Here is a 12791-nt window from a genome sequence, read left to right as displayed (position 1 = left end):
TATGGATACAAGATACATTAAGACTAACAGCGGCTCCGTTCTGGTTCTTGGATTGCTTATGGTTCTTTTGGCTTGCAGATCGAAAGAAGCACCGGAAGAAAGGAAAAAGTATATTGTGCCTGATTCTTTAATGAAAACCCTTTTAATTGATACCGTTAAGACTGGGGATTTAACTTATGCAATTAAATTTAATGGCATTGTTGATTTTAATACGGATAAGGTATCTAATATCTTTCCGATGATTAGTGGAAATGTACAAAATATTAATGTTCAGCCAGGTGATTTTGTGAGGACTGGGCAGGTGTTGGGTATGATAAAGAGTGCAGAGATTGCTAATTACAATGCCTTATTGATTAATACTGAAGCTAATGTCCGTCTGACAAAAAAACAGTTGGATCAGCAAAAAAGCTTTTTTAGCAGTGGGCTGTCTTCACAGGTAGAGGTAACCAATGCTGAAGTAAATTACGAGCAGGCGCTAGCCGCAAAAACGGCTGCAGAAAAAGTGCTTAGCATTAATGGTGACAATAAAAATGGCGAGTATTTTATAAAGTCACCACTCAATGGTTTTATTGTTCAAAAAAATGTAACCAATGGAATGGCTATCCGGACAGATAATGGCATGAGCATGTTTACCATTTCTGACCTAAAGAATGTTTGGGTGCAGGCCAATGTTTATGAGGCCAATATAGGCAAGGTACATGAAGGGGACCCCGTTGAGGTCACCACAATATCTTATCCCGACAGGATTTTTAAAGGCAAAGTAAATAAGCTCATGAATGTGCTTGACCCTACAACCAAGGTGATGAAAATGAGGGTGGTACTGGATAATCCGGATTATGCTTTGAAGCCACAAATGTTTGCTACCATATCTATTATTATCAGGGATCATAAACAAGCGATTACTATTGCCAGCACTGCGCTAATCTATGATCATAGTCAATACTATGTGGTGGTACTTAAAGGTAATAAGGATGTTGAGCTCCGGCCGGTTGATGTAATTAGTATCAATGGAACGAAAGCTTACCTTAAAAGCGGGGTTTCTTCCGGAGAGCGCCTGATTGCATCACAGGCACTGCTTATTTACGGTTCTTTAAATAGTTAAATGATCCACTTCTAACCGCTGGTACATGAATAAGTTTCTTAAAGGAATAATCGGGTTCTCACTAAAAAACAAGTTTTTTATTTTGGTTCTTGCTGCCCTACTGGTTATAAGTGGAGTAATCACTTTTATGAACATGCCCATAGAAGCCTTCCCAGATGTAACCAATACTGAAATTGATATCATTGCACAGTGGCCGGGGCAAAGTGCAGAGGAAGTAGAAAAATTAGTGACCATCCCTATAGAGATTGCTTTGAACCCAGTACAAAAAAAAGTAAGTCTGCGCTCTACTACGATATTTGGGCTGAGTTACGTAAAAGTAATTTTTGATGACCAGGTAAAGGATCCGGAAGCAAGACAGCAAATTATGAACCTGTTGGGAAATGCGACTTTACCTCCTGGAGTTGTTCCCTCAGTGCAGCCCCCAACTGGTCCAACGGGTGAAATCTTTCGGTATACCTTGAAAAGCTCGGTGAGGGATGTTAGGGAGCTTAAAACCATGCAGGATTGGGTCATTGACAGAAGACTGAGGGCCATCCCCGGAATTGGCGATATTAACAGCTTTGGAGGAAAAACCAAAACCTACGAAATTACAGTTGATCCGGGAAAACTGGCCACATTGGGCATTACCCCATTAGATGTTTTTGCTGCTGTCCAAAAAACCAATATCAACATTGGGGGCGACATGATCATTCAAAACAATCAGGCTTTTGCGGTAAGAGGAATCGGGTTATTGAATGATATTGAGGAAATCAGGAACATCATTATTTCCAATAATAGTGGCGTGCCTATTTTGGTTAAAGATGTAGCCAATGTGGCTATATCTAATCTGCCCAGACTTGGATGGGTGGGTAGGAGTGATGCGGTTACAGATAAGAATGGTAAAAGAAGGGTTTTGGACGAGGCGGATGCGGTAGAAGCGATTGTGGTAATGCGGAAGGGCGAAAACCCGACAGAAGTGGTTACTGCGCTTAAAAAAGAAATCGATAAGCTGAATAATGATATACTTCCGGCGGATACTAAAATTGTTCCATATTATGATCGTACAGATCTGGTAGATTATGCCACCCATACGGTGCTTCATAATTTAACTGAGGGAATTCTTTTGGTTACTTTATTGGTGTCTTTGTTTATGTTTAACTGGCGCACCACCTTAATTGTTTCCATCATTATTCCCATTGCACTGCTGTTTGCATTTATTTGTTTGCATTTGTTGGGGATGTCTGCAAACTTGCTTTCGCTGGGTGCGGTTGATTTTGGGATTATTATTGACGGAGCTGTGGTGATGGTAGAAGGTCTGTTTGTGATTTTGGACCATAAGGGCCGTGTGATGGGGATGGAGCGGTTTAATAAAATGATCAAGCTGGGCATTATTAAAAATGAAGGTGCAGTACTTGGAAAAGCTATCTTTTTTGCCAAGCTCATTATCATCACTGGTTTACTGCCCATATTTGCATTTCAAAAAGTAGAAGGCAAAATGTTTTCACCTTTGGCCTATACGCTCGGTTTTGCATTGCTGGGCGCGTTAATTACTTCGCTGACCTTAGTGCCTGTATTGATCAGGTTATTGCTGAACAAGAATGTACATGAAAAACATAATCCTTTTGTGCACCACCTTACAGGCTTTATGATCAATGGTTTTACCAGGGCTTATAAAAACAAAGAAGTGGTGGTTACTGTATCATTGATTTGTATGGCTATTGGTTTGTATTCATTTAAATTTTTAGGGAGCGAGTTTCTACCTGAATTAAATGAGGGTGCGATCTGGCTTCGGGTTCAGTTGCCTTACAGTGTATCGCTTGAAAAATCTGTTGAAACGGCAAAGGAGGTTCGAAGCATACTGATGACTTTCCCGCAGGTAAAATGCGTGGTATCGCAAACGGGGCGGCCAGATGATGGTACAGATGTAACTGGTTTTTATAATAATGAATTTGATGTATTGATGTATCCCCCCGGTGATTGGAAACCACATATTACAAATGAAGAGCTGGTTAGCCAGATGAACAAAAAGTTGTCAAACCTACCGGGGGTCGATCTTAATTTTTCCCAGCCAATTATGGACAATGTGGAAGAGGCTGTATCAGGGGTCAAAGGTTCCATTGTTGTTAAAATATATGGAGATTCGCTGGACTACATGGAACATAAAGCGGATGAGGTGTACCAGGTACTGAAAAAGGTAAGGGGAATTGAAGATTTGGGGGTAATGAGGAGTATTGGTTTGCCTGAGCTGGATATCGATCTGGACCAGCAAAAAATGGCCCAATATGGTGTAGCTACGGCAGATGCGAACTCCGTAATCTCTATGGCTATTGGGGGGCAAGCTGCTTCTACCCTATATGAAGGCGTAAAAACATTTGACATCAGGATCCGTTTTCCGGAAGCATTCAGAAAAACGCCTGATGATATCGGGAATCTTTTGGTGCCCACTCAAAGTGGCTCAAAAGTTCCAATCAAAGAGATTGCTTCAATCAAGCAAAAAACAGGCCCATGTTTAATTTTTAGGGATGAGAACCAGCGTTTCGCTACGCTTAAGTTTTCTATCCGCGGGCGGGATATGGGCAGCACAATTGCGGAAGCACAGCAGAAAGTGAATGCATTGGTATCTGTTAAAAAGGGATACCATATGGCCTGGCAAGGTGATTTTGAGAATCAGCAAAGAGCGGAGAAGCGGCTGACCCAGGTGGTTCCGATCAGTTTAGCGCTTATATTTTTATTGCTGTTTGTAATGTTTGGCAATATCAAAGATGCGGCCCTGGTTTTTTTAAACGTGCCATTTGCCATAGTAGGGGGATTGTTGGCTTTGCATATTACAGGTACCAATTTTAGTATTTCTGCGGGTATTGGATTTATCGCACTTTTTGGGATTTGTATTCAGGATGGGGTGTTGCTGATTACAATATTTAAGCATAACCTGGACAGGTTTAAAGGCGTGAACGGATCTTTGTATTCAGCCATTAAATTGGGTGTAAATTCAAGGATAAGACCCGTAATGATGACGGCAATGATGGCCGCGATAGGTCTGTTTCCGGCTGCTATTTCACACGGTATTGGCTCAGAGAGTTCAAGGCCTTTGGCAAGGGTGGTGATTGGGGGTATTCTCTGCGCTATGATATTTAGCCTTTGGGTTTTTCCGTTAATTTTTGGCTGGGCGTACAGAAAAACTGACCAACATTGAAGACCAAAAATATTTTGCCATAACTCTTTTGTTCTCTTCTATTTCGCAGCAGATTCTTAAAGTATGATTTCATTTAATTTTGATTAACGATGTGTAGTTTAAAAGATTGATTGTTAATGTATTAGGTGAGTTTTGTTGCTTTTGTTCACAATTATTTTACTTTTTATTCAAGAATATTCCATTATTGAATGGTAACTTCGCTGTTAATTTGTGCAATTAAGGCTTGCCTATGGGCCTAATAAAGCAAATAATTTGTCCCAACAATATTGTTTAAATAATGTTTTCAAATATGAAAAATCATCATCAACGCTACTTATATAGGCTTAATCCGCTATCTGGAACTATATATAAGTTTTTTCCCGGTTGAAAGACGCTTGAATTGCTTCATTTTTAGTTTTTTATGTGCCTTTTAAACATTGGCGGCTAAGTCGTTTAATTTTAAGGAAAACTCTCTCGTGTTTCAGTTTCCGCTCCAATTTAAGTATAGAATAACCCCATCTAAATTAGAATAACTTCATGAATACAACAGCTAAGCATTTTGCCATATTTATCGGATTGCTATTTGCATTTAGCGCAAAAGCCCAGGTTGGAATAGGTACGAGTACTCCAGATGCGAGTGCTCAACTAGAAATCCTTTCTACATCTAAAGGTTTGCTCATCCCAAGAATGTCATCTACACAGCGTAATGATATCAATAGTCCTGCTAATGGTTTATTGATTTATCAGACAAATGATACTCCTGGTTTTTATTATTATAGTAATGGACAATGGCAAAAGTTAGTCAATAAAAGTGAGCTTAGTTCTGGTGGGAATGGCACGAGTGGAAATACGATATTAAGCGGTAACGGAGTACCTTCGGCTGCAGTTGGAAATAATGGAGATTTTTATCTGGATCTAACAAAGACCATCTTATTCGGGCCAAAGGTGTCGGGAAACTGGCCTTCATCCGGAACCGTATTAATCGGGCCAAAAGGAGATCCTGCATCACCTGGAGATTTAAGTCTGAGTTTTGATGCAGCCTATAATCTAGCTATTAAAGGCGGAAATTCGGTAAGTCTTAGCGACCTTAATCAATCTTTGAGTCTTGCCGGAACAATATTGTCTATTTCAGGACCAAGAAATAGTCATGTAGATCTTGCCGGATTACTCGGTAGTGGCGGCGGCGGTGGAACCGGTGGTATTACTACCGTTCAACATGATGCGACCTTAATTGGTAGTGGGATACTATCAAACCCCCTAGGGCTTTCAACTACGGGTGTAATACCTGGAAGATATACTTCTGCAAACATTACAGTAGATGCAAACGGACGAATTACAGATGTAACAAACGGAACCGGCGGTGGCGGTGGTACAGGTAATGGTAGTGTAACTTCTGTGACTGTTAGGTCATTAAATGGATTTACAGGCACTGTGGCAAATCCAACAACTACTCCGGATATTACCTTGGGTACCTCACTTTTAGGTATTTTAAAGGGAGAGGCAGGGGCACTTAAAGTTGCTACAACTACAGGTGCCGGTGATATTGTGATGTCAGATGGACCTATTATAAATAATCCTATCCTTACAGGTACTGTTACAGGCAATATTTCAGGAACAGCAACTAATGTTACGGGTATAGTTGCTATTGCCAATGGTGGTACCGGCGCCGATAACGCTACGGATGCTAAAATAAATTTAGGTCTTGGTAATATAGATAATACAAAAGACATTGATAAACCAGTAAGTACGGCTACTCAAGCAGCATTGAATGGTAAAGAAGATAAGGTAAATAAAAGTACAGATATCGTTGCAGATGCTACTTCAGATGTAAAATATCCAACTGTAAATGCAATTAAAACGTATGTCGATTCAAAAGCGGGTGTTGTAGATGCAACAACTACGGTTAAGGGAAGGGTCATGCTATCGGGTGACCTTGGTGGGACTGCTGATGCTCCAACAGTGAAAACAGTAGGAGGGGCACTTGCAAGTGGTATAAAGACAGGTGTTGACCTTGCGAATGCAGCGACCGCTCAAAACATAACAGGAACCATTGTGAAGAGAGATGGGCTTGGCAATATAGAGGTGGGTGCAGTAACAGGTAATTTAAATGGAAATGCAACTACAGCAACTACAGCAGGTTCTGTTAGCGGAACAGTGATGGTGCCTAATGGTGGAACCGGAATCACTTCTTATACACCTGGAAACTTCATCAACGCCTTAGATGCGACTACCCTACAGGAAAGAACACCTGCACAGGTTAAAGAGGCTTTGGGACTTGATCAGGTAAGTAATACTTCTGATGCTGCAAAGCCTATAAGCACGGCAACGCAGGCTGCTTTAGATTTGAAAGAGGATAAGGCTAATAAAATTACAGATGGTACTTTTTCTGCAAATTCGGATACCAACTATCCGTCGGAAAAAGCGACAAAAACTTATGTAGATAAAAAAGTAAACGATGCTGTTATCGGAGCGGGCGGCGTACCGGATGCAACAACTACTATCATTGGTAAAATACAGCTTGCAGGAGATTTGTCGGGGGTTGCTTCCGCACCAACAGTACCGGGACTGGCTACGAAAGAACCATTAATTACGAACCTGCAGGCAGTAAGAGGTGGTACGGGTATGACTAGCTATACAGCTGGAAGCTTTATTAGTGCGGCAACAAGTACTACTTTACAGCAAAGAACACCAGCTCAAGTTAAAGCAGATTTGGGCTTGGATAATGTAAGTAATGTTAGTGATTTACTAAAACCAATTAGTACTGCAACACAGGCCGAGTTAGACAAGAAGATAAATCTTACAGAAAAAGCAGCAGTGAATGGTGTTGCCACTTTAGATGGTACGGGGAAAATTCCGGTATCACAAATTCCTGCGCTATCCTTTGCTTCAGTTAATGTTTTTAATGATCAAGCTTCTATGTTGGCTTTAGCTGGTGCACAGATAGGTAGTACAGTTATCAGAACTGATATTAGTAAGAGTTTTGTTTTAGGTGCTACTCCGGCTTCTGTTCTGGCTAACTGGAAAGAAATTTTAACGCCAACGGGTACCGGAGTACAAACGGTAAACGGAGCGGCCGGACCTGATGTGGTATTGACTAAGACAAATATAGGACTGGGTAATGTTGACAATACCAGTGATGCAGGTAAGCCTATCAGTACGGCTACAGCTACAGCCTTATTAGCTAAAGAAGATAAAACAAATAAAAGTACGGATGTCAGTACTGATGGCAGCTCAGATACCAAATACCCTTCTGTAAAAGCGGTTAAGACATATGTAGATGGATTGGTGGCAAGTGGAGCACCTGATGCAACTACTACCGGAAAAGGTATTGTAAAATTGGCTGGAGATCTGGGTGGAACAGCTGCTTTACCTACAGTATTAATGGTTGGCGGTTCTACTGCAACTAACATTAATGCAGGGGTGATCCTTGCGAATGCGGCTACTGCTGTAAACACACCAAATACGATTGTAAAGAGAGACGCTTCAGGTAATTTTAAAGTTGGAACAATTACCGGAGACCTAATTGGAAATGCATCAACTGCAACTTCGTTAAGTGGAACAGTTGGCGTGGCAAACGGTGGTACAGGATTGAACACTTTAACTCCTGGTAGTTATTTATATGCCGCTACATCGACATCAATTGGACAAAAAACGCCAGCACAGGTAAAAACTGATTTAGCGCTTAATAATGTAGACAATACAAGTGATGCTGCGAAGCCAATCAGTACACTTACACAAAATGCACTGGACCTAAAGCAGAATATTGCCAATATAAGTAATAACATTACTGCTGATGCGAGTTCTACAACAAAGTATCCCTCGGTAAAGGCTATGAAAGATTATGCTGATGGTATGGTATCTGGAGGTGGCTCACCTGCTACTACAATTTCAAAGGGTATTGTAATGCTAGCCGGTGATTTAAGTAATACTGCTGATGTACCAAGGGTAGCTACAGTAGGAGGTTCTACTGCTGCTGAGATTAATACGGCAACGGTGGCAGCTAATTCTGCAACAAGCTCCCCAACAGCTAATACGATTGTTAAAAGAGATGCTTCTGGTAATTTCTCAGCGATGGCTATTACTGCCGGAACTTTTAATGGTGCCTTAACGGGTAATGTAACAGGTACAGCAACTGGTCTTGCCGGTGTCACTACAAATGGAATTTTGGTTCGGACTTCTGCCAGTGCAACTACATCACGATCTATTGCAGGTACAACAAATGAGATTACGGTTACTAATGCAGATGGCGTGGCAGGTAATCCTACTTTAGCATTAGCTAACTCGGGTGTTACTGCAGGAAGTTATACTTCAGCCAATGTTACAGTTGATGCGAAGGGAAGAATTACAGCAGTTGCAAATGGAACAGGTGGCGGTGGAGCTGTGGCAACTGATTTAGGGTATACTTCTTCAGCAGCTAATGGTGTGATAACTTCTAAAGCAGGTTCATTGGTTGGAAATTCTGCTACTATTCCTGCAGCTACATCAACTACTGCAGGGGTAATGGTTGCAGGCGATAAGGCCAAGCTGGATAAATATCCAACGGTTGCTGCTGCTGACGCAACAAAGGTATTAACTGCGGATGCCGATGGAACTGCTAAATGGGCTACCCCGGCAGCTGGCGGTGGCGGTGGTGGAGCTTTTAAAAGTTACTACCCATCTGGAAATTCTCGTGTGGTAATAACTGCGATTGGCGATGGAGTAACGGTTACAATGAGTGATGGACCGATTGCGGGAACAATGAAATTTACACTTAATATACCTCTGGGAGTGACTATTATTAAAGCGAAGTTTAATATTGATAATCCGCTTTTTGGCAAAACGCCTGCAGATAATGGTCCACAAGTGTACTTCGATATCAAAGATGAAAATATTCCAGATGCGGCTGTATCAGACCTTACATACTATCCAATACCTATTTTTTATTTTGTAAAAAGGGACATAGGATTACCTGCCAATTATATTCATATGGGGTCACCTTCAACTCCTAATGCAGTTTCGCTTGAATCTTTTGGGAATAAGATGATTACCTTTAAGCCGGCTACAGGAAGTGCCAATAAGATTTACACGTTGGTTATAAGTTTCTAGTATATTTTTATTGTGAAGAAGTATTAAAATGAAAATAAATAAGCATATTCTTGTAACCTGTGTTTTAGCTTTGGTCTCTTTTACCGGGATAGCTCAATCTAAACTGAATGGGAGGTTTTATATAACTGGGGCCTCAGAGGTTCCTTCGACTCCTAATTCAAATTATTCTATTGAGGGTACTTTTACCGATCTGCTTTATGTATATTATGCCACCGATATTCTACCTGGGGATGTCATTGCTGATTTTTCGGGATTAACTTATAGAATTGATAAAATAACAGCGCTCAAAGGCAACTCTATTACTGTGGATGTTACTTATCTTACAGGTGCTTCAAATGAGTATGCTACTTACCCTACTTCTTATGCTATGGGGACGCTTTTTCGACCAACGCCAAATGGCTATTCACAATTAACAAATGATTCTGAGTATATTAACGAAGGTTTAAAAGTATCAATACTAAATTCTACGATTAATAGTATCGATAAAGATATCCGTGGTTTCAAATCCGGTACAGAAGCTGATATTCCTGCTACTCCAAAAACCGGCGATTTGTTCTACAATGTTACAGAAAAAAAATTATACGCTTACACAGCCGATGGATGGGTTCCAGTTGGTGGAGGAGTAATAGCCAGTGGTACAACTGCTGAATTCCCGAATCCTTCAAAGAGCGGAGAGATGTTCCTTAATAAGGACGACAATAAAACTTATATATATAATGGTGCTTTATGGTTAGAACTTTCGACCAATGGATCCACTCCAAGCGCCAATATTAATCCTGATCCTACTAAGGTAAGTGTTAAAGAGGGCGACCTGTTCTATAACATATCAGACCACAAATTGTATGTATATAATGGTACAGTTTGGATGGCGATAAATAATCTGTTGCGTAACGGTCAGATTTTCGTTGGTAATGCTTCCAATACACCTGTGTCTGTCGCTTTAACAGGAGATGCAACCATTACCAATACCGGTAAACTCACGATCCAGCCGTTAGCAATTACTGATGGGAAACTGGATAAGACAAACATTCCTTTGAGTGGCTTTGGTATTCCTCTGGATAATGTATCGATGGGAGATGAGGTTACAAATTTTAAGATCATTAATCTTGCCAACCCCTCTGCCAACTCTGATGCGGCGACAAAAGGTTACGTAGATGCATTGGTGTCTGCCCCTGGTTCTATGGTTTTAACCAACAATAACTTTTTGGTTGGTAACAGTTCTAACAAAGCGATAGGGGTATTGAAAAGTCTTATTCCTATTAGTGGCTTCGATAAAGCTGGAGCTAATGTATCAATGGGGGGCGGAACACTAGCAACCAACTTCAAGATTACGAACATGGCTGACCCTACTTTAGCACAGGACGCTGCAACGAAGGCTTATGTTGATGGCAGGCAAGTTAACGCTGCGAATATTCTATTGCCGACAGGAAATTTTCTGGTAGGTGATGTTGGAGGAAAAGCTGTTGCTACGGCGAAAAATACAATTTCAATAACCGGTTTTGCTGCGCCTACCGCGGATATTGCTGTAGGAGGTTTTAAGATCACTGGACTTGCAAATCCGGTAGATGCCCAGGATGCTGCGACCAAAAATTATATTGATACCAAAACCTTTGATCCCTCTACCATTAATCTGGCTAAAGACCTTTTTATGATTGGTGATGCAACTGGAAAAGCTACGGGTATCGCAAAAAATACCATCTCATTGACTGGATTCAAAGATCCTACTGCTGACATTTCGCTGGCAGGTTTTTTATTGACAAACATAGGCGAGCCATTGGTAGAAACAGATGCTGCAAATAAAAAGTATGTGGATGGTCTTTTTAGTACGCCTTCATCCATACTTGCGTTGCCTGCCGGAAACCTGTTTGTTGGTAACAGCGCAGGAAAAGCAACAGCTACGCCGAAAATTCAGGTGCCGTTGAGCGGTTTTGGTAAAGCTACAGAGAATGTGAACATGGGTGATGCGGTAAACCAATTCAATATTAGTTTCCTGAAAGATCCGATTTTTGATCAGGATGCAGCCACTAAGAATTATGTGGACAGTAAGCTATCAACACCTGGAGTATTGACATTATCGACAGATCATATTTTTGTCGGAGACGCTTTAAATAAAGCAACAGGTGTACTTAAAAGTGCCGTGCCGCTAAGTGATTTCGGCGCTGCAACAGCAGATGTTGTGTTGGGCGACGGAACAACTAATTTTAAAATCACCAGTCTTGCTGATCCTGCTTCTGATCAGGATGCTGCAACGAAAAAATATGTAGATTCAAAATCTTCAAAAACACCAACCGGTCCAACAGCACCCGATACGGCAACTGCAAAACCGGGTGATATTTTTTACAATACTACTGACAACCGTTTGTATGTTTACAATGGTACCAGCTGGGTACCTGTTGATAATAAGCTTTCTGATGGGCACCTATTTGTTGGAAGTCCTGCAGGTATTGCAGTTTCTACACCTAAAAATGTTGTTCCTTTAAGTGGTTTTGGTTCCGCCCAAGGTGATGTAGCAATGGGTAATTTCAAGCTGATCAACCTTGCTGAGCCAACAGCAGATCAAGATGCAGCTACTAAAAAATATGTAGATGCTAAAACAGTGAAGATGCCTACGGGGCCAACAGCACCTGATACGGCAACAGCAAAACCAGGTGACACCTATTACAATACAGCAGACAACCACTTGTATGTGTACAATGGCACTGAATGGGTAGTGATGGACAATAAATTGGCTACCGGTGAACTTTATGTTGGTAACGCTCAAGGAATCGCAGAATCTACAGCTAAAAACAAAGTTCCATTAAGTGGCTTTGATAACGCAAAAGCAGATGTTGCTTTGGGGGATGGAATAAACAATTTTAAAATTGTAAATCTGGCCGAGCCAACCGCAGATCAAGATGCGGCGACTAAAAAATATGTAGATGCAGGCGTCACTGCGGCAGCAGCTGCGGGTAAAGATAATTTGGGTAACCATACAGCCGCAGAAAATATTAAACTTTCTGTATTCTCGATCAGCAATAATGGCGCGAATGGTCAGGGCTTAACTTTCGATACTCAGGGAAATGCAAGCTTCGGACAAGACCTAACCATCAACGGAAACTTGTATACGCCATCAGATAGAAATCTGAAAACGCATATCGAAACCTTAACTACCGTTCTGCAAAAAATAAACCAGATCAGGGGAGTAAGCTTCGAATATAAAGATCAAACTAAATACGCAACAGGTGTAAAAATAGGAGTGATTGCTCAAGAACTTCAAAAGGTATATCCGGAAATGGTCACCAAAGGTAAAGATGGCTTTTTAAAAGTAGACTATACCCAACTTACAGGTATGTTGATCCAGGCGGTAAAAGAGCAACAAAAAGAAATTGATGCATTAAAAATCCGTATGGATAAGCAGCAGGAACAGATTAATAGTATCCTCAAAAAAATGCAGTAACTATTGATAAAAGGGGC

General features: G+C 41.0%; 4 protein-coding genes. All 4 read left to right on the top strand.

Going from position 1 to position 12791, the window contains the following annotated elements; translation table 11 throughout:
* Position 1: 1 nt before the first annotated feature.
* The 4 genes from P0Y49_15270 to P0Y49_15255 all read left to right on the top strand — a co-directional run bounded on the left by P0Y49_15270 (position 2) and on the right by P0Y49_15255 (position 12774).
* Positions 2-1102, top strand: a complete 1101-nt coding sequence (locus P0Y49_15270; GenBank protein ID WEK18151.1) for an efflux RND transporter periplasmic adaptor subunit — start codon at positions 2-4, stop codon at positions 1100-1102.
* A gap of 25 nt (positions 1103-1127) precedes the next feature.
* Positions 1128-4274: a CusA/CzcA family heavy metal efflux RND transporter gene (locus P0Y49_15265; GenBank protein WEK18150.1), complete on the top strand. Its 3147-nt coding sequence runs from the start codon at positions 1128-1130 to the stop codon at positions 4272-4274.
* 516 nt (positions 4275-4790) lie between these two features.
* Entirely contained in the window at positions 4791-9338 is a 4548-nt protein-coding gene (locus P0Y49_15260) for a hypothetical protein (protein WEK18149.1), read from the top strand.
* 28 nt (positions 9339-9366) lie between these two features.
* Positions 9367-12774 (top strand): tail fiber domain-containing protein, encoded by a 3408-nt coding sequence (locus P0Y49_15255; protein ID WEK18148.1) that lies wholly within the window; start codon positions 9367-9369, stop codon positions 12772-12774.
* Positions 12775-12791 lie beyond the last annotated feature (17 nt).

This window comes from Candidatus Pedobacter colombiensis (genome assembly GCA_029202485.1).
GTDB lineage: Bacteria > Bacteroidota > Bacteroidia > Sphingobacteriales > Sphingobacteriaceae > Pedobacter > Pedobacter colombiensis.
This window is presented reverse-complemented; position numbering and strand designations above follow the sequence as displayed.

What these genes read in the sequence shown, in the direction of transcription:
- P0Y49_15260 (WEK18149.1), top strand. Translation starts at nt 4,791, where the DNA reads ATGAATACAACAGCTAAGCATTTTGCCATATTTATCGGATTGCTATTT.
- P0Y49_15255 (WEK18148.1), top strand. Translation starts at nt 9,367, where the DNA reads ATGAAAATAAATAAGCATATTCTTGTAACCTGTGTTTTAGCTTTGGTC.
- P0Y49_15265 (WEK18150.1), top strand. Translation starts at nt 1,128, where the DNA reads ATGAATAAGTTTCTTAAAGGAATAATCGGGTTCTCACTAAAAAACAAG.
- P0Y49_15270 (WEK18151.1), top strand. Translation starts at nt 2, where the DNA reads ATGGATACAAGATACATTAAGACTAACAGCGGCTCCGTTCTGGTTCTT.